We start from the raw sequence: 18562 nt of genomic DNA, 5'->3' as shown, positions 1-18562 counted from the left end.
AACCGCTGAAGGCATCTAAGCGGGAAGCCCCCCTCAAAACAAGGTATCCCTGAGGACCGTGGTAGACGACCACGTCGATAGGCCGGAGATGTAAGCGCGGCAACGCGTTCAGTTGACCGGTACTAATTGTCCAATAGGCTTGATTTGATCCAGTAAAAGCCAGACTTTGGCTGGACCAAAAGCATACACCGAAGTGTACTGACTTGGAATTCAAGGGTTTTTCTTGGTTTGGTGGTCATAGCAAGAGCAAAACACCCGGTCCCATCCCGAACCCGGCCGTTAAGTGCCTTAGCGCCAATGGTACTGCGTCTCAAGACGTGGGAGAGTAGGTCGCCGCCAAACCTAGCAAGACCCTTGATTGGTATCTCTCTTACGATGCCGCCTCACATTCCAGACAATTCGAGGCGGTCCAACGCAATGGCGCGGGATGGAGCAGTCTGGTAGCTCGTCAGGCTCATAACCTGAAGGTCGCAGGTTCAAATCCTGCTCCCGCAACCAAATCTACTTGCGATAACCCCGCCTGACCCGGCGGGGTTGTTCGTTTGTATGGAAAGCCGAAGAATTCCAAGGACGGGATCGCCCTGCGGCGCGAAGATCGGCTGTTTCCTGCATTCGTCAGACTTTCCATTCAAATCGACTAACTCGATTTGGTTTGGCGGAAGCGCCGATCACCTTAGAACACGTCATCCGCGTGGAGTTCGGAAACAGTTACCCCCGAGCCCCGAACGTGGTGGAGAAGCCCCAGGACCATGTGCGCCTCTACGTTGCCGTGCTGGAAGATCACCGGAAAAATTCCAACAATCTTCTACATGATACGCCCGCCTAATCTATGATGTGGTCTTTTCCCTCCGCAGCAAGCCGGGCGAGTCCCTCCCTCATTTGCCGGACCTGTTCTTCGGTGTGCCCTTGCCATCCCACGACTTCCGCGATCACGCGCAACGGCTGGCGCGAGCGATAGGACAAGGACGGATTTCCGGGGAACTTCTTGTCCGTCAAATTGGGATCATCGACGACTTCGCCCAAGGCTTCCACCACGTAAATCCGTTCAGCTGTGTTGCCGCGTGCAAGTTCGGCGCCCCAGATGGCCGTATCCATGGTCGACGTAAAGTACACCCATGCAAGTGCCTCGACCCTGAAATTCGATCCATATCCAACCGAGATCAGGTCTCCCGGCCGCAGATTGGCCTTGGTGCCATGAAAGTATGCTTGCGTGAAGACTTTGGCAGGGTGGGACATTCTTGCTCTTCTTCTTTCATTGGGCTTACTGGGGCGCTTACGCGCAAGAGATCTATTCGAACATACCTCTGGGCGTTTGATCCTGAAGGAATGGTTCGATGATAGCGTGCAGCAGATCGGTTTGCCCGATTACAGCGGTATGGGACGTTGCAGGAAGAACCGCCAGGCGCGAGGCCGGGAGCGGTTTTCCCATGTCCCCCATCACCCCGCCGCCCAGCAGGCCGAACAGGGCAACGGTATGTTCAAGTGTCGCAATGTCGGCGTCACCTGCAATAATCAGGACTGGCGTTTCGATGGCGGAAACGTCATCCGCCCATGCCATTGGCTCGAACTCAAGCGCGATCAGCTTTTCCACGTGCGCGCGATAGCCTTCGGGGGCCGGAGCCAGGCGCCGCCATTCCTCTTCGAACGGGGTTCCAACAAACATCTCCGGTGCAAGCTGCGGCAGAAAGGCGATATAGTCGGGTTGCATCCCCTGCATGTCATACGCCACCGACGCCGCGACCAATCGTTCCACGCGTTCCGGATGCCGGATCGCCAGTTGCAACCCGGCTGTGCCGCCCAGCGAGTAGCCGAAGACATCCGCCCGCTCGAGACCGACGGCATCCATGAACCCCGCCACATCGTCCGCGAGATTCTGATAGGTGATCCGCCGGTCGATGTCGTTCGTCCGCCCGTGCCCCTGAAACTCCAATGCGTATACGCGGTGGGTCTCGGCGAGCCGTGGAATGATTTCACCCATTGTCTGGATGTTCATGTAGGCACCGTGCAGGACAATCAGCGGCTCGCCTTCACCAGAGACCTCATAGTACATCTCCATACCGTTGACGTCGACGCGCTCGCCCGTCGATTGCGCTTCGGCCGCTGCCGGACAGCAGACGAAGAGGGCCAGTGCGATGACAATAGAACGTGGCATGTGCTTGTCTCCTGATTACTGAGCCGAGTGGTCCGGGGCTTCCTCGGACAGGTCACCGGCGGCGGCCATGTCCATCCATACGAATTCGAGGACATGGCCGTCAGGATCTTCGACAACGCGGTTGAACATGAAGCCCATGTCCAATGGCGCCCGAGTATCGGCTGTTCCGCCTGCAGCCGCGCCCGCTTCGACAGTCGTGTTCACATCGTCCCGGCTGTCACGCGTCAGGGCGATGAGGACCTCGCTGGTCTCCTTCGCGTCAGCGATCTTCTTCGACGTGAAGGTGGAATAATAGTCATCCTGGAGCAGTTGCAGGGTGATCGTATCGGACCAGACCATGCTGGATGCCGATTCATCGCTGAATTGTTCGTTCTTCTCGCACCCGAGAGCCGCGTAGAAGCGTGTCGAAGCGGCAAGGTCTTTCACCGGCAGGTTTACAAAAATCATCTTGGTCACTTGGGAGTTCCTTTTGTTGCGTGAATCGAAAACGGGGATATGCGTTCTGAAGGCACCGCCATGACCATCATGGCAATCGCCTGACACGGAGATTTACGGTCGGCTCGGTGGAAAAGAATTGATCTTTGGTAAGACATCCCGGTGACATCTGTCGGTCAGCTTCTCTTTCCAGGCGGCGCGTAGGCGATCGCCCGACGGAGACGGCTCAGACTCTCCGGCGTGATTCCTAGCCAGGCGGCGATGTGATGCTGCTTGAGGCGCTTGTGCAGGTTCGGCTCCCTGCGAACGAAATCGAGATAGCGCCGCAGCGCGTTGTCCTTGCGGAACGAGACCTCGAGCGGTTCCTTCTCGATGATCCAGTGCCGTTCCATGTACTCGATATAGAATGCGGCAATGGCCGGATATTCGCTGACAAGCGACTTGAAGGCGGCAAAATCATACTCAAGAACGCTGCTATCTTCGATGGCCGTGATCGTGAACAGGCTTGGCTCGCCCAGGAGCGTAGCACTGACCGAGGCTGCGATGCGGTTTTCGGGAAAGAAGTACTTGATGACGATCTCGCCTTCGCGACCAACATAGTGCTGGCACAACAAGCCGTCGACGACGAAGGCAAACGTTGTGGGCACATCGCCGGCGCGGATGAAGGGCTCATCCTTGCCATAGCGCTTCTCCTTCAGAAGGGATGCCCAAGCTTGTTCTGCCTTTGCTGGCAGGTCCACGTATGTGCGAATTTTCGCGAAGAACGTTTCTGCGGTCATTTGGTGTACCCGAGCGGCATGGCGCCCTCGCGAAGGTCAAGTTGATCGGGCTCGAATCTGGCGGTTCTCGATACGGGAGTCGATTACGCGCAAGGTAATCGCTGCCACGCTTTGCGTAGCGCTACCGGCGCCCCGTTTTCACCACGTCATCTTCAAAGCGAAAGGTTCACGGTGAAGGGGAATAGCTATGATTACCCTTTCGGTAAGTGCTCTCGAAAAATAGCAGCGACCAATTTTCAAAAAAACGTTTTTCGGCAACCTGTTACGTTATCGAGCAAGAAACGGGTCGCTTGAAATCCCGGAACTCGTAGTTTCCGGGGAAACTGCCTGGAGCCCCGTTGAATGACGCCCTTGTCCCGTCTCGTGATGTCCGCACGTTTCATGTACGCCGCGGATCAAATCGCCCTGGTGGCCGCGCCGATTGTCGCAGTGGTTGTTTTCGATGCCGAACCGACTCTCATCGGAATTCTCGTCGCGTGCCAGTCATCCGCCTACCTGATCGGGACGATCCCGTTCGGTTTGGTTATCGACCAGTTCCAACTCAGATCGATCGTCATCGCATCGACCTTGTTGGCGCTGGCGGGCTTCAGTGCCGCTGGCCTGGCCTTGACGTCGGGACAGGTACCCCTGTTCGGAGTGGCCATTGCCGTGGCCGGACTGGGGATCGTCCTGTACGAACTGGCGACGTTCTCCGCCATTCCGAAGCTTGTCGAGGTTGGTAAACTGGGGGCCGCCAATGCGCGCGTGTCCTTGCCGAGAGCGCTTGCGTCCTTCCTCGTGCCGATGGTGATGAGCCTTGTGCTTTCGGCCGCGACTGCGGCCGTTACGTTCTGGATCGCCGCGGCCGGGGCCTGTGTTGCGTTGATGGTCGTCAGAAGACTGCCTGACATGTCCCGCACGAAATCTCCCGCGCGGGCGATCCTCGGGCGATTGGCGACAGGCGGAAGGTATGTTCTTCGGCATGGCTTGCTCAGGCCGATCTCTCTCTGCGCCATATTCTGGAACCTGGCTTTCGCCGTCCTGCTGGTTGTGCTTGTTCCCGCCATCATCGAGCTCTATGCGGGCGACCCCTCTCTCTTTGCCGGCGCGATGGCGGCATTCGGCATCGCAGCCATTGCCGGCGTTTGGGTGATCGGGCGAATTGCACCCTTGGTGCCGCCGAATGTCATTCTCATTGCCGGTCCGGCAAGTTCCGCTGCCGCATCCTTCCTGCTGCTTGTGGTACCGGTTCGGACTCCTGAAATCGTGCTCTATCCGGCCTTCTTCTTCCTCGGTTTTGGCCCGTCCATGTGGCTCGTTGTCCAAAACACCGTCCGCCAGGTAGCAACGCCCGAGGAGATGTTGGGCCGGGTCAATGCCGTCATCCAGACGGCCATCTACGGTGTGCGGCCCCTGGGTGCCTTGAGCGGCGGCCTCATCGTCGGCCACTGGTCATCCGAAGCCGGGATTTGGGTTGTGACAGGACTTTTCAGCGTGTCCTTCCTGATCGCGTTGCTCAGCGGCCTTCGTAAGGTCGCGAGCTATGACGCGATGAAGGCATTACCTGAAACGTAATTGAGCGGGGGTAACTCACCTGATTGTTTGCCGGCAAACAAGGATCACTCGTCACTTCAGGAAGGAAACCGAATGACGTTCATTGGCAAGATTGCCGCGAGGCCGGGTCAGGCTCTCTCCATCATCGTTCCGGCGATTCTTCTCGTCATCGGCTTGCTGAATCACGCCCACGCACAAGGAAAACCCGCCATGCAAGTTCGCGATCTCTACCCTCTCGTCACGACGCCGCAGTTAGAGGAAACACGCGATTTCTATGTCAGAAATTTCGATTTCGAGGTCGCGTTCGAAGCAAGCTGGTTCGTCTACCTGGTTGGTCCCGGAGAAGAGGGCAGCCGCGGCGCGACGCTCGCCTTCATGCACCCCGATCATCCGTCGAACCCGCCCGGCCCGGAAAGTTTTGGCGGCAAGGGTATGATCCTGACCGTCGAAGTTTCAAACGCTGCGGAAGTCTTTGAACGGTTCATCGCGGCGGATGCCCCCATCGTTTATCCGTTGACGGATGAAGAGTGGGGTCAGCGACGCTTCATGACCCGCGACCCGGCCGGTGTGTTGGTCGACATCGTCCAGCAGATCGAACCCAAGGCGGGATATTGGGACCAGTACATGACGAAGTAGGCAGGTATCGAAACGTCGCGTTGGAACAAGTGCCAACGTCACGATCGTGAGCAGTGCCGGAACTTGCCCGGACAAGTTGGATCAGGCCACGAGTAGTCCGGCACGTCTTGCGCGCAGCGCGGCCTCCAAGGGCTCTTTCGTTCCGAACCGCGCACAAGCCTGAGCAAGGGACCTGTCATGGCTCTCCTCCGAGGATTGCAGCCGGCTGGCAATGTCGCTCCGTGATCTGCCTTCCAGAACATAAAGGAGAAGGTCGCGTTCCTGATCGGCGAGGCACAAAGGTGTTCCGCTCGCTGGAAGGCCCAGCTCATCGAGCCGGTGCAGAAGGGCAATCGAGACTGACTTGGCAGTCGAGCGCACCTTGGGATCGGCGACATCGATCTTTTCTGCCATCGCCGAAAGTGCATGTACGCTGCCATCCGCACGATGAACGGGCATGACGAAGCCATTCGAAATGCGGAACTCGCGCCCCTCGTTGAACATCCGGCCGACCTTCGGTGCGTTCATCTCTTTCGATCCGCGAAGGTCGCTCCAGAAGAATGGCAAATGCCACATGCCCGTCGTGCGCACCAAGGGGTCGATGGATACATAGTTACGGTCGCGGTAGTGCAGCATCCACCCAAGTGGCGCATGGGTGACGTGATGATGGGTGATGATCGCCGTACTGCCATCCCCGCCGGCCTGCATCGTTCCCGTAAAGAACTGATCCAACCCGATGCGCGCCAGCACATCGGCCGCAACCGCTATGGCATCGCACGTGTCGTCCGAAGATTCTATGGCGATCATCGCATCGAGGTCGTTACCGGAATGTCCGATCAGTGATGCTGCGGTTTCACCCGGCGTGTCGGGCCGTTCCCAAAAGCCGGCCGCACGCATCAAACTCAGGCGTTCCACCCGGCAGAGGCCAAGGGCCGCGGACAGCCGCGCGATCATCTCGCGAGTGGGTGCAGAGCGACCAGTCTCGAGGAAGCTTATGTGCCGTGTCGAGACATCGGCTTCCAGCGACAAGGATAGTTGAGAGACGTGCCGATCTTTCCGAAAGAGCGCCAGCTGTCTCCCAAACGCCTTTTCCGTCGCTTCACCATCAGTCATCGATGATCAATTGGTCACTGTCTCCGCTTCAATGGCAAGCTATCATTAAAGGTTGAAATTGCGAGAGAATCTTGCGCTCTGGAGCTCCAGCGGCGTTTCCCCGCCCGCCGCGCCTGGCCGAGGGCCCGCATTTCAGTGACGACGGAATTCGTGACAGTCACGGTGCCAACGGCCTGACCGTCTCGCCCGGGCGTCGGAGGGTGGGCATTTCCCCGGGTGATGCCGCCCTTCGCCCCGAAGCAGCCCGGCAACAGCCGCCGTGGCTTTTACCGGGGCGGTGATCAACATCTTGAGAAAACAACGCTCTCGCAATAGCATGATCCCGTTCGGTGTGCTTGGGGGGCGTCACCTGCATTTTCGGGGACCCTTCAGGGGAAACGCAAACGCCTGTATTTCAGGCAATTGCAAGGGATGATTCGGTGTTTAAAATCAGGAATTTTTGGAAAACGGTCGCGGGCGCCGCGGTTGTTGCGGCTGCCTTGGGATCGGCGCCGCACGCGGAGGCCACGGATCTTGAATCGGCCGATGGAGCACTTCTCGAAAAGCAATGGGCGGAGTACGAGGCCGACAGGCCGAAGTCGATCCGGGAGGTTCAGCCTTTCCGGCGGTCCGCCACCACGCAGGATGCGGACGGGACGGAATTCACCCTGACCTCGCTCAACCCGGCGTTCAATACGTGGTTCCTGCTCGATGTCACCACCGTCGCCCGGCATACCAAGACGGTGACCTATCACCTCGAACTGACCGACCCGGAGGAGACGACCGTCTCGCTTCGGACGACGGACAGCCCGGCGCTGATCTTCGAGAATAACGGGCTGGTCGAACGCTGCACGCCGTGGAACGGGCGGAATTCGGAGCTGGACAAGGCAGTCAATTCGGGCCTGCCCTATGCGCCGATCTGCGATGACCGGGTATTCGTGCGCAACCATGTGCGCGGCTCGCGGAGCAACCGCGAGGCGGTGGCGGAGTTCCTGCGCGACAACGTGATCTTCGGCGAGAGCATCGTCGGGATCATCAAGGGATCGTTTTATGAAGACGCCTACATGGTGTCGGGCGAAGTGGTCGCGGGGGGCGATTCCGGCGAGGTGGCGGCCTCGCTCGGCAAGGCCAACCTGTCGCAGCATCCGGTCTTCCGGGCCTATTTCGGCTTCGAGCTGGACGGCGCCGAGGGCGGGATGCAGGCCGGAAGCTGGTATGCCGTGAAGGACGCGCCCGGCATCTATGCCAGCGCGATGCAGCCCGGCATGATCCACCCCGATATCCTGAACCGCAAGGGTGAGACCCATTGGCTGGATGGCGTGGAGAACCGCGCCGACGTGTATCTCGTGGCGTTCGACCTGTCGCAGTTCGAGCTGGGCTACGAGGTGGGCACCGATCACCCGCGCCTTGGCTGGTCGCCGCGGCCGAGCGGGGCGGGCAAGAACTGGCAATTGCCGGGGCCGGACGGGTTCAACCAGGCCGACCCGGTGGTGCGGACCGGGATGCTGAGCCCGGCGCTGACCGACCGGGTGGCGGCGACATTCGCCGGCGGGTTCAAGCGGGACCACGGGGCGTGGCGCGCCGGGGACAAGGCGTTCACCAATTACGGCCACCATTACGGCTTTCTGGCCAACGGGGTGATCTTCAGCAAGCTGCATCCGGGCCTGTCGACGATCTTCGTGCTGGATGACGGTTCGATCCATATGCGGACCTGGACCGAGGCGGATCGCGAGCTGCTGCCGCGGGTGCGTTTCGCGCGCCAGAACGGGGTGCCGCTGATCGAGAACGGCGTGCCGGGCGACCAGGTGACAAGCTGGCTTGGCGGCAACTGGTCCGGCTCGGCCGAGGCCGATCTGCGGACGTTGCGCGGCGGGGCCTGCATGAAGGAGGTCAATGGCCGCAAGTTCCTGATCTACGCCTATTTCTCCTCGGCCACGCCCTCGGCGCAGGCAAGAACGTTCCAGGCCTATGGCTGTGACCATGCCATGCTGCTCGACATGAACTCGCAGGAGCACACCTACATGGCGCTCTATACCAACGAGGAGGGGCGCGTGGTGCCGCATCACCTTGTGAACGGGATGTCGGCGGTGGATGCGCAGGGCAATGACGGCCATCCGATCGCCCGTTTCGTCGGCTTCTCCGACAATCGTGACTTTGTTTACCTGCTCAGAAAGTAGAAATCGGGGAAAGCGCATGCTGAAACGTTCGAGGGCCGTTCTTGCGGCGGGGCTTCTGGTGATGATCGGGGGGCTGCCCGGACAGTCGCAGACGCTTCAGGACAACAACGAGAGGATGTTCCGCGAAATGCAGGCCGCGCGGGGCCTGAGCGGGGCGGAGATGCAGCGGATCCGGTCGATCTTTGCCGGGTCGCGCTACATGGGGCAGGGCAACCCGGCGGTGACGCGCCACCCGCTGTCGCCGCAGCAGCTGGCGGCGAAGCTGGGGCAGGATCCGAAGAGCTATTACCGCAATGCCGAGTTCGAGCGGATCTGTGGCGAGCCCTATATGGCGCCGCTCTACGATCCGGCGTCGGAGAGCCCGGGGGACGCGAAGGTGTGCGCCGACATGTTCGAGTATCCGAACGTGCCGGGGATGTACCCGGTGACATGGGTGCAGGCGAACGAGGCGGCCGAGCTGTGCTGGGCCGAGGGCAAGCGGATCGGCGATGCGCATGAATGGGAAGGCGCTTCGCACGGGGCGCTGACGCCGCCGGATTACTTCTTCGGGCGGAGCGTGCAGGCGGCGCGGGCGGCGCATAACGCCAAGTACCAGGCGTCGGCGCGGTATTCCATCGGGCCGCAGTGGAAGGCCGGGGTCTGTGCCACCGGCAGCTTCAAGAATGGCGGCTGCAATGGCGGGAGCTTCACCGGCTGCGGGTCCAACACCTATCCGGCGGGCAGCTTTCCGGCCTGCAAGAGCCCGCTGGGGGTCTACGATATCGACGGCAATGCCGCCGAGCACATGAACCTGCCGCTGTCGCCGGACGAGATGTCGAGCCGGGGCAGCCGCAAGCTGGGCGTGACCGAGATGAAGGGGAGCTGGTTCATCTGGGACACGGTGCGGGCGCATACCCACTGGAGCCGCTGGCGCGCGCCTTATTGGCACGGCGGGCGGGTGATGGCGTCGAACAGCCACCGGAATTACCACTTGGGCTTCCGCTGCTTCAAGGACGTGAAGTAAGGTTTCGTTAACCGGTTAACGAAAAGTAAAGGCGCCCATGTGGGCGCCTTTTTCGTGTCAGACCAGCATTTTGCCTCAGTTGGAGGCGAGCGCCGCCATCCGCAGGTTCGGCCCCGAGATCGGCCCTTCGCTGCTGAGCAGGCCGGCATAGCGCGGGTCGGCCATCAGCGTGCGCAGGTCGATCGACTTGCCATTCAGGAAGGCCGTGCGGCTGACCAGCCGGACGCCGTGGCTGTAATCGGCATAGCCCGCGCCGTGGACCGTGCTGAGCGGCTGGATCGGCTGGCCGTTGCGCTGGTGCCAGCCGTAGATCGCCACGCGGCCCCGGTTGGACGCCAGCCGCGTCGTCAGTACCACGTCTTTCTTGTGCCCCGAAATCAGCGTGCCCGGCGCGGCGCCGGCCGACTGGCGCTGGGCCTCGACCGTGGCGTTGTGGCGCATGAAATAGTTGGTCGAGGTCATCTGCGGCCCCGGTGTCATCGGGCGGGGCGAGAGGCGCAGGTCGGCCTGGCGGTAGATCGTGTCGACCATGCGCGGGGTGGGCAGGATCATGTTGAACTGCTCGCCGATGCGGGTGGCGGCGCGCAGGCCGAGTGGTACGCGCACGTAGTCGCGGTCGCTTCCCAGGGCGAGGTAGTCGGGCGTTACGCAGAGCGTGATGCTGACATTGCTGCCATCGGCGGCGCGGCCGCCGATGTTGACCGGCGCGAGGTTGCGGATGAAGCCGGGCATGTTGCCGCCGAGGATTTCACGCAGCACGGTCTGGTCACGCTTGACGCCATCGACGTTGGCGACGCTGGCAAGCACGGCCTGGGCGCCTCGGGCGCTGCCCGAGCGGCGGGGGATGTCGCGTGCCAGTTGGCTGGGGCATTTGCCGGAGCTGTTGGCGATGCGCGGGGTCGCGGGGGGCTCGGCCGAAGTTTCCGGTGCCAGAAGCGCCTTCATCTGGGCGGGCGACAGGCTGGCCAGTCGGAGGTCGGAGGGGGTGTCGGCCGGCCCGGTCTCGAGCGTCTGCGGGCGCAGGCGCGGGCGCAGGGAGGCGGTGACGATGCCCGGTTCCGCCGGCGTGAGCGCGTCAAGCTCGAGCGGTTCGGCGATCTCGGTCCCGTCGGGCAGGATTTCGAGCGAGGGTTCCTGTCCGAAGGCGGGCCGATCGGGCGGGGTGACCGAGGGCTTGCCCGCGAAAATGCGCGACAGCGGCGAGAAGAGATCATCGGTCAGGCGCGCGTCGGGCGCGCTGAGCGAGGCCATTTTCGGTGCCTCGGACGTGCCGGCCGGGCGGGACAGGAGCCCGAGATGGGGCGCGACATCGAGGTCGGCGAGGTCATCGGGCAGGGGCAGGCTGTCGGTGATTTCGGAGACGATGGCGGGTGCAGTGAAAACCTGGTCGCGCAGCGTGTAGGCGCTGGCCGCGATGGCGGTCATGCCCAGCAGATAGACCCCGACGATCGCCGCGCCTTTCGGCGCAGCACGACGGGGCAAATCGCGCGGCATCGAGGTTTCCGGCTGGTTTGCAGATTCGGTTGTCATGCACTGTCCCTTAGAAGCGATTAATTGACGCTTCAATAAACCGGTCAACGTTGGTGTCTCGACGCCACGTCAAACGGCAGGAACCCGCCCATAATGGCAAGGCTTCGCGGCCATTTGCCGGCACTGTGCCGGATCGCGGGGAAAGCCGGGGCAGGCCGGCGGCATTGTTTCGGTCGTGACGACAATCTGCGCTGCAATGACCAGTAGCTTTTTGCCGGAAGGGCTGGCAATTTGATCGGTATATGGCAGAGGGCCTTGGCCCTGATGAATTTGTTCGGTCATGTTTTGAAAAGGGATTTGACATGCGGCGTGTGACACTGGGGATTGCGGCAGCGACGGCGATGCTGGGGGCGGCGACGGTTCCGGACGGCGGTTTCGCGCAATCCGCGGCGGAGGCCTGTGCCGAAATTGCCGGGACACCGGATGCCGGCGCGCCGGTCAGCCGCGAGGCGCTGAACACGTATTTCAGCACGCTGGGCACCGCCCGCCCGCATTGCGAGGCCGCCGTGATCGGGGCCGAGCCGGATGCCGATGCGATGTTCCACCTTGCCGTGATCATGCAGCGCGAGGGCGTGCACGAGCGGGCGCTCGAGGTGTTCGGGATGGCAGGCGAGGCAGGTGTCGCGGCCGCGCATACCAAGCTGGGCGACTATTACAATTTCGGGATCGGCCCGGTGCGGGAGGATCACAAGCGCGCGGTGGCCGAGTACCAGAAGGCCGTCGATGGCGGCGATATACCGGCGATGTCGACGCTGGCGATCATGTACCAGCTTGGCCGGGGCGTGCGGCAGGATTTCGACCGGATGCTCGAATTGCTGACGGACTCGGCCGATGCGGGCTATCACTTCTCGCAGTTCCGGCTGGCCGAGCTTTACATGAACCCGCGCAGCGTTCCGGGCCGGCTGGCGCGGAAGCTTGACCTGCCCGACCCGATCAAGGCGGCGGAGTTGTACGAGAAGGCCGCCGCGCAGGGCAGTGCAGAGGCCGAGGCGGCGCTGAAGGCGTTCTACGAGGGCGACGGCGTGTTCGACGACCCGGAAGTGCGGCTGAAATGGGTGCAGAGCGCCGCCGAGAAGGGCGATGCGCAGGCGATGAACGAGCTGGGCTTCATGTACGAACAGGGCGACGGGGTGGACTACGATCCGGTGCGGGCGGCGGAGCTGTATATCGCGGCGCTGGAGACGGGCGACCTGCGGGTGGACGAGCTGCGCGGCACGGTGAACGGGTACACGCCGCGCTGGGACCGGGAGACGGCGCTGAACTTCCAGACGATCCTGCAGGAGCGCGGGCTGTATACCGGGGCGCTCGATGCGATGATCGGGCGGGGCACGCTGGGTGCCGCAGCGCAGCTGGCGCAGCAGTAGCCGTCAGATACTGAGCTTCTTGAAGATCGCCTCGGGGATGTTGCGGATGATCAGCATCACCAGCCACCAGACCGGTTTGACGTAGATGATGTTGCGCCGCCTTTTCGCGGCGCGCAGGACGGAACAGGCGAGCTTGTCGGGGTCGGCGGTCAGCTTCTCGGGGAGGTCCATGCCGTCGGTCATCTTGGTGGCGACAAAGCCGGGCTTGACGGTCATGACGTGGACGCCCTTCTTTGCCAGCCGGTTGCGCAGGCCCGAGAGGAACGCCGTGAAGCCCGCCTTGGCGGAGCCGTAGACGTAGTTGGTGGCCCGGCCGCGGTCGCCGGCGACGGAGCTGATGCCGATGAGCGTGCCGCTGCCGCGGGTCTCGAACCGGTTGGCGAGGAGGGCGAGGAGATTGGTGGGGCCCTCGAAGTTGGAGCGCATGACGAGGCGGGCGGCTTGCATGTCGGCCTCGTTCTCCGACTGTTCGCCCATGTAGCCCACGGTGCAGACCGCGATGTCGGGCAGGGCGGGGAGGCTGTCAAGGAAGGCATCGTGGCTGTCATAGTCGAGCGCGTCGAGCTCGTGCAGGGTGACGTCGGTGCCGTGGCGGAGCGCGATGTCGTTGCGCTCTGGCTCGAGCGTGTCGGCGTTGCGGGCGGCGAGCTGGATGGCGTGGCCGTCGGCGGCGTAGGCGCGGGCGATGGCCATGCCGATGTCGGAGCGGGCGCCGAGGATCAGGACCGGGCCGGCGCTCATAGCCCCAGCCTTTCGGATTGCATCGAGGCGAAGCCGGTATCGGCGCCGGTCTCGCGGCGCATTGCGGCGAAGGCGCCGGCGCGGGGGTCGGTGGCGTGGAGCATGTGGGCGGTGAGGCGCGCATCCTTGGCGAGGTAGAAGCGGCCGCCGTGATCGAGGGTGATCCGGTCGAGTTGTTCCATGAGTTCAAGCACCTTGTCGGAAACGGGGAAGTCGAGCGCCAGCGTGTAGCCGGGCATGGGAAAGGAGAAGCGGCCGCCCTCGGGGCCCATCTTCTTGAGGACGGCGAGGAAGGAGCCCTGGCCTGTCTCGGCGATGGTTGTGAGCAGGGCTTTGAGCCCGGCGCGGGCGGTGTCGTCGGGCAGGACGCACTGGAACTGGAGAAAGCCGCGGCGGCCATAGATGCGGTTCCATCCGAGGATGCCGTCGAGCGGGTAGAAGTAGGTGTCCCACGGCACGTAGCTTGTGCCGGCGTTGCGGAGGCCCATGCGGTAATAGGCGGCGTTGAAGGCGCGCACCGTCCAGCGGTTGAGGGCGAAGCCGGGGAGGTTGAAGGGCACGGTGCGGTTGCGGCCGGGCGGAGGGCCGAAGGGGACCTGGCGGAAGCGGTTGGGCAGGCGGTCGAGGGGGGCATGCTCGCCCAGCATGACGATGAAGCGGCCGAGATGCTCGCCCGTGCTGAGGCAGTCGATCCAGGCGACGGAATAGGGGGCGTCAGGGGCCGCTTCGAACGCTTCCATCGCGGCGGCGAGGTTTGGGGCGGGGTGCGCGTGCTGGAGGATCCAGCCGGTTTCGACGCGGCGCAGGCGGATCGCCATCCGGAGGATCACGCCGGTCAGGCCCATGCCACCGATCGTCCAGTCGAAGAGCTCGGCGTTTTCCTCGCGCGAGCAGCGGGTGACGGTGCCGTCGGGGCCCATGATGTCCAGCCAGTCGATGGTGTTGCCGAAGCCGCCGTCGAGATGGTGGTTCTTGCCGTGCACATCCGCCGCTGCCATGCCGCCCAGCGTGACGAACTTGGTGCCGGGTGTGACCGCCGGGAACCAGCCGCGCGGCAGGAATGCGTCGATCACGTCGCCCAGCAGGACGCCCGCCTCGGCGGTGAGCTGGCCGGTGGTGTGATCGAAGGCGATGAACCGGTTGAAATGGCGCATCGAGACGGTGCTGTCCTCGTTCATGGCGCTGTCGCCATAGGCGCGGCCATTGCCGCGGGCAATGAGCGGGCCGCTCTTGCGTGCCTCGGACAGCGCTTCGGGCGTGCGGGGGGCGGTCACCGTGCAATCGGCCACGGGGTAGCGGCCCCAGCCCGAGAGCTTCATTCCGCCGCCTCCGCACGGGCGCCGGGCGCGAAGACGAAGCGGCGGTCGAGCTGGTACTTGGTGATATAGCCGATGGCGAGGCCGATGACGGCGCCCGCCTCGCGCATGGCGTGGGTTTTCCAGAGCAGCCAGAACAGGGTTTCCGTGCCCCAGAAGACCGCCGTGGTGATCAGCCCCATGGTGGTGTAGAGCGCGAATTTCCGGCCGTGATTGGCGAGCCCGCCTTGGGTGTCGTAGAAGATCCAGCGCTTGTCGAGCAGGTACTTGACCACGAGCCCGGTGGCCGTGCCTGCCGCGATGGCGGCGGCCAGCCCGATGCCCGGGCCGGGCCAGCCGATGGCGAGCACCAGCCGCTGGGTCGCGAGGTTGACCAGCACCGCGATCACCGCGAAACCGGCATAGCGCAGGATGAGTGTGCCGCGGCTCACAGCACCGAGGCTCCGCCGGCGAAGACCCCGACCAAAAGGATGCAGAACAGGCTGGTGCGGTCGCGCAGGGCATAGACGATCGGGTCGTCATCCATCTTGCCGCGATGCGTGACCAGCACGACGCGGCTGATCCAGTACATCAGCACGAGGCAGATGCCCCAGAGCAGCCAGGGCGCGGTGTAAAGCTGCTGCACCGCGTTCGTATTCACGTAGAGCGCGAGGACCAGCACCGAGATGTAGCCCGAGGCCGTGGTCATCTGCGAGATGAGCGGCGCGTCCTCGACGTGGTAGCCGCGGCGCTTGGCGGTGCGGATGCCGCGTTTCTCGAGGTCGACCAGCTCGGCCAGCCGCTTGACCGCCGCCAGCGCGAAGAAGAAGAACATAGAGAAGGCGAGCAGCCAGACCGAGAGGCCGAGGCCGGTGGCCACGCCGCCGGCGATGATGCGCAGGGTGTAGAGCCCTGCGAGCGTGCCGATATCGGCCACGGCGCGCTGCTTGAGCCAGGTGGAGTAAACCGTGGTCAGCACGAAATACCCGAAGATCACGCCCAGCAGGTTCGGCCCGGCGATGAACGCCGTCAGCAGCCCGGCCAGCAGCAGCAGCGGCATCATCGCCGTGCCGTGGGCGATGGGCACCCGGCCCGCGGCCAGCGGGCGCTTGCATTTGCGCGGGTGGGCGCGGTCGGCGCGCAGGTCCATCAGGTCGTTGAGGAGATAGCCGCTGGAACTGACGAGGCTGAAGGCCACGAAGGCGAGGATGGTGTTGAGGATGTGCAGCCCGGTGAAGGACTGCGCCGCGACGAGGGGTACGAAGACCAGCACGTTCTTGAGCCACTGGTGCGGGCGCAGCGCGGCGAGGTAGCCGGATTTCGTGCCGCTTTGCAGGTGTTCGCTGTCGCCGCCCTGTGCCGCGACCTGTCGTTGCAGGGCGGGCGAGGCATCGACCGAGACCGACTTGGCCGAGGCATCCCACACCGGCAGGTCGGCCGCGCTGTCGCCGATATAGGCAAAGCCGCCGGCGCCGTAGCGCTCTTCGAGGAAGCGGGCCTTGGCCGCGCCCTTGAGGTTGTGCTGGCCATCCGAGCCATGCGCCTCGTCAAACAGGCCGAGGTGATCGGAGATCGCGCTGGCGATGCTGCCATCGGCGGCGGTGACCAGAACCGCGCGCCCGCCATTGGCGCGCCAGTCGCGGATGTAGTCGAGCACGACGGTGTTGTAGGGCAGGTGCTCGGGCTCGAGCACGGTGCGGCCGGCCATGGATTTCTTCAGCGCCGCGCGCCCGCTGGTCAGGGCGCGGAGGGCGGCCAGGGCGGTACCCCAGTCCTCGGCCATGCCCGCCCAGAAGGTTTCATAGAGCGAGTCGGACCGGATCAGGGTTCCGTCGAGGTCCACCACGAGGACCGGCATCTCGTCCCGCCTGTCTTTGGCTGTCATCCCGATTGTCTGCCCGCATCGTCTTGTTTTACCGGACCTTAGCACGCGGGTTCTTGCCAAGGAAGGCGCGAGAGGGCTCAAAGGGGTTGACCGTTGGAAAAATGCGGCATTGGCGGGGCGGGACGAAACAGGCAACATCGCGGGACCAAGAAGGAGCAGTGGACATGGCCGATCTGGAGACACGCATCGCGCAGGGGCGCGGGGACGAACCGGCGGACAAGGTTCTGCGCGGGGGCGAGGTGTTCGACCTCGTGACCGGGGCGCGCGTGACGGGGGACGTGGCGATCTGCGGTGACCGGATCGTCGGGGTCGGCGAGGATTACGAGGGGCGCGAGGTGGTCGATGTCAGCGGGCTGGTGCTGGTGCCGGGGTTCATCGACACGCACCTGCATATCGAAAGCTCGCTGGTGACGCCGTTCGAGTTCGACCGCTGTGTCGCGCCGCGGGGGGTGACCACGGCGATCTGCGACCCGCACGAGATTGCCAACGTGATCGGGGTGGAGGGGATCCGGTATTTCCAGGAGGCGAGCGAGCGGACGGTGATGGATATCCGGGTTCAGTTGTCGTCCTGCGTGCCGTCGACGGATATGGAGACCGCCGGCGCGCGGATCGAGGCGGAAGATCTGGCGCCGCTGCGGGGGCATGCCTCGGGGATCGGGCTGGCGGAGTTCATGAATTATCCCGGGGTCATTCATCGTGATCCGGGGGCGATGGCCAAGCTGCGCCTCTTCGAGGGCGGGCATGTGGACGGGCATTGCCCGTTGTTGTCGGGCAAGGACCTGAACGCCTATTGCGCCGCCGGCATCCGGACGGAGCACGAGGCGACCAGTGCGGGAGAGGCGCTGGAGAAGCTGCGCAAGGGGATGCGGGTGCTGATCCGGGAAGGGTCGGTCAGCAAGGATCTGGAGGCGTTGCAGCCGGTGCTGAGCGACGTGACGGCGCCTTACATGTGCCTGTGCACCGATGACCGGAACCCGCTCGACATCGCCGAGCACGGGCATCTCGATTACATGATCCGCGAGCTGATCCGGCTGGGCTGTTCGCCGCTGGCGGCCTACCGGGCGGCGTCGCTTTCCGGGGCGGAGGCGTTCGGGCTGAAGGACCGGGGGCTGGTGGCGCCGGGGTATCGGGCGGATATCGTGGCAGTGGGCTCGCTCGAGGCCTGCGATGCGAGGCTGGTGCTGTGCGGGGGCGTGGTGGCGGATGACGCGGCCTTCGTGGCAAGGGAGGAGATTGCGCCGGTGGGGCGTGGCTCGGTCAATGCGCCGAAGGTGAAGGCCGAGGATTTCCGCGCGACGGGCAACCGGGAAGAGACGGATGTGATCGGGATCCTTGAAGGGAAGATCATCACCGAGCATTTGCGCGAGGAGATTGCCATCGCCGATGGCGACAAGCGGCCGGACGTGGCGCGCGACCTGGCGCGGATTGCCGTGGTGGAGCGGCACAGGAAGAACGGCAACATCGCCACCGGCTTTGTGCGGGGGTTCGGGATGACGGCGGGGGCGATTGCCTCGACCGTCTGTCACGACCACCACAACATCGTCTGCGTGGGGCAGGATTACGAGGACATGGCGCTGGCTGCGAACCGGTTGAGCGAGCTGGAAGGCGGGTTCGTGGTGACGCGGGGCGGCGAGGTGCTGGCGGAGCTGGCGCTGCCGGTGGCGGGGCTGATGAGCCTCGAGCCGTTCGAGGTGGTTCGCGACCGGCTGGTCGAGCTGCGCGATGCGGCGAAGGGGCTGGGCGTGGAGTTAACGGAACCTTTCCTGCAGCTTGCGTTCCTGGCGCTGCCGGTGATTCCGGCGTTGAAGATCACCGACCGGGGGATGGTCGACGTGACGAAGTTCGAGATCATCGCGTAGGCGGGTATCGGGGCAAAGGGTGTCGAGCGGGTTAATGCGGCGGGCCGGTGTGGTGGGTTGGCACCCACCCTACGCAACGCCGGCGGCACTCACCCGTCCTGT

At 63.7% G+C, this 18562-nt stretch carries 17 protein-coding genes, 1 tRNA gene and 2 rRNA genes; 9 read left to right on the top strand and 11 right to left on the bottom strand.

Features of this window, described 5'->3' with window-relative positions; all coding sequences use genetic code 11:
• The 3 genes from QUV18_RS23525 to QUV18_RS23515 all read left to right on the top strand — a co-directional run.
• Positions 1–147 (top strand): 23S ribosomal RNA (locus QUV18_RS23525); the annotation flags it as partial.
• An 80-nt stretch (positions 148–227) separates the two neighbouring features.
• Positions 228–342 (top strand): 5S ribosomal RNA (rrf, locus tag QUV18_RS23520).
• A gap of 79 nt (positions 343–421) precedes the next feature.
• A tRNA-Met gene (locus tag QUV18_RS23515) sits at positions 422–498 on the top strand.
• Positions 499–822: 324 nt separating this feature from the next.
• Here the strand turns inward: QUV18_RS23515 and arr are convergent.
• The 4 genes from arr to QUV18_RS23495 form a co-directional block, all read right to left on the bottom strand.
• Positions 823–1236, bottom strand: a complete 414-nt coding sequence (gene arr, locus QUV18_RS23510; RefSeq protein ID WP_300896609.1) for an NAD(+)--rifampin ADP-ribosyltransferase — start codon at positions 1234–1236, stop codon at positions 823–825.
• Positions 1237–1288: 52 nt separating this feature from the next.
• Positions 1289–2152 carry an alpha/beta hydrolase gene (locus QUV18_RS23505; protein WP_300896608.1) on the bottom strand — a complete coding sequence of 288 codons (864 nt, stop codon included), beginning with the start codon at positions 2150–2152 and terminating at the stop codon, positions 1289–1291.
• Between the two features lie 15 nt (positions 2153–2167).
• On the bottom strand, positions 2168–2599 hold the full coding sequence (locus QUV18_RS23500) for a VOC family protein (protein WP_366914702.1): 432 nt from the start codon (positions 2597–2599) through the stop codon (positions 2168–2170).
• A 164-nt stretch (positions 2600–2763) separates the two neighbouring features.
• Positions 2764–3366 (bottom strand): Crp/Fnr family transcriptional regulator, encoded by a 603-nt coding sequence (locus tag QUV18_RS23495; protein WP_300896606.1) that lies wholly within the window; start codon positions 3364–3366, stop codon positions 2764–2766.
• A 342-nt stretch (positions 3367–3708) separates the two neighbouring features.
• Between QUV18_RS23495 and QUV18_RS23490 the strand changes: the two genes are divergently transcribed.
• On the top strand, positions 3709–4920 hold the full coding sequence (locus QUV18_RS23490) for an MFS transporter (protein ID WP_300896605.1): 1212 nt from the start codon (positions 3709–3711) through the stop codon (positions 4918–4920).
• Positions 4921–4992: 72 nt separating this feature from the next.
• Positions 4993–5535, top strand: a complete 543-nt coding sequence (locus QUV18_RS23485) for a VOC family protein (RefSeq protein WP_300896604.1) — start codon at positions 4993–4995, stop codon at positions 5533–5535.
• Positions 5536–5616: 81 nt separating this feature from the next.
• Here the strand turns inward: QUV18_RS23485 and QUV18_RS23480 are convergent, their stop codons facing one another.
• Positions 5617–6627, bottom strand: coding sequence for an autoinducer binding domain-containing protein (locus QUV18_RS23480; RefSeq protein WP_300896603.1), 1011 nt, complete (start codon positions 6625–6627; stop codon positions 5617–5619).
• Positions 6628–7106: 479 nt separating this feature from the next.
• Between QUV18_RS23480 and QUV18_RS23475 the strand changes: the two genes are divergently transcribed.
• A complete protein-coding gene (locus tag QUV18_RS23475; RefSeq protein WP_300896602.1) occupies positions 7107–8783 on the top strand; it encodes a hypothetical protein in 1677 nt (558 codons plus the stop codon).
• A gap of 16 nt (positions 8784–8799) precedes the next feature.
• A complete protein-coding gene (locus QUV18_RS23470) occupies positions 8800–9786 on the top strand; it encodes an SUMF1/EgtB/PvdO family nonheme iron enzyme (RefSeq protein WP_300896601.1) in 987 nt (328 codons plus the stop codon).
• Positions 9787–9861: 75 nt separating this feature from the next.
• On the opposite strand, the gene QUV18_RS23465 is transcribed toward QUV18_RS23470, so the two are convergent.
• Entirely contained in the window at positions 9862–11316 is a 1455-nt protein-coding gene (locus QUV18_RS23465; protein WP_300896600.1) for a hypothetical protein, read from the bottom strand.
• Positions 11317–11385: 69 nt separating this feature from the next.
• Complete coding sequence (locus QUV18_RS23460; protein WP_300896599.1) at positions 11386–11598, bottom strand: hypothetical protein; 213 nt, start codon at positions 11596–11598, stop codon at positions 11386–11388.
• A gap of 20 nt (positions 11599–11618) precedes the next feature.
• Here QUV18_RS23460 and QUV18_RS23455 point away from each other — a divergent pair, with 20 nt between their 5' ends.
• On the top strand, positions 11619–12680 hold the full coding sequence (locus QUV18_RS23455) for an SEL1-like repeat protein (protein ID WP_300896598.1): 1062 nt from the start codon (positions 11619–11621) through the stop codon (positions 12678–12680).
• A 3-nt stretch (positions 12681–12683) separates the two neighbouring features.
• On the opposite strand, the gene QUV18_RS23450 is transcribed toward QUV18_RS23455, so the two are convergent.
• From QUV18_RS23450 to QUV18_RS23435, 4 genes are read right to left on the bottom strand one after another with little or no spacing between them, the layout of a single operon-like run.
• On the bottom strand, positions 12684–13421 hold the full coding sequence (locus QUV18_RS23450) for an SDR family oxidoreductase (protein WP_300896597.1): 738 nt from the start codon (positions 13419–13421) through the stop codon (positions 12684–12686).
• Positions 13418–14740 carry an FAD-binding oxidoreductase gene (locus QUV18_RS23445; protein ID WP_300896596.1) on the bottom strand — a complete coding sequence of 441 codons (1323 nt, stop codon included), beginning with the start codon at positions 14738–14740 and terminating at the stop codon, positions 13418–13420. The genes QUV18_RS23450 and QUV18_RS23445 overlap by 4 nt, the downstream gene beginning before the upstream one ends.
• The gene (locus QUV18_RS23440; RefSeq protein WP_300896595.1) at positions 14737–15168 is read right to left on the bottom strand and encodes a GtrA family protein; all 432 of its coding nucleotides are present in this window, start codon (positions 15166–15168) and stop codon (positions 14737–14739) included. Before QUV18_RS23440 ends, QUV18_RS23445 begins: the two co-directional genes overlap by 4 nt.
• On the bottom strand, positions 15165–16601 hold the full coding sequence (locus QUV18_RS23435; RefSeq protein ID WP_300896594.1) for a UbiA family prenyltransferase: 1437 nt from the start codon (positions 16599–16601) through the stop codon (positions 15165–15167). Before QUV18_RS23435 ends, QUV18_RS23440 begins: the two co-directional genes overlap by 4 nt.
• A 164-nt stretch (positions 16602–16765) precedes the next feature.
• Between QUV18_RS23435 and ade the strand changes: the two genes are divergently transcribed.
• Entirely contained in the window at positions 16766–18460 is a 1695-nt protein-coding gene (gene ade, locus QUV18_RS23430) for an adenine deaminase (RefSeq protein WP_300896593.1), read from the top strand.
• Positions 18461–18562 lie beyond the last annotated feature (102 nt).

Origin of the sequence: Roseovarius sp., from assembly GCF_030373445.1 — a bacterium.
GTDB lineage: Bacteria > Pseudomonadota > Alphaproteobacteria > Rhodobacterales > Rhodobacteraceae > Roseovarius.
Note: the sequence above shows the minus strand (reverse complement) of the source record. Positions and strands in the feature narration are given on the sequence as shown.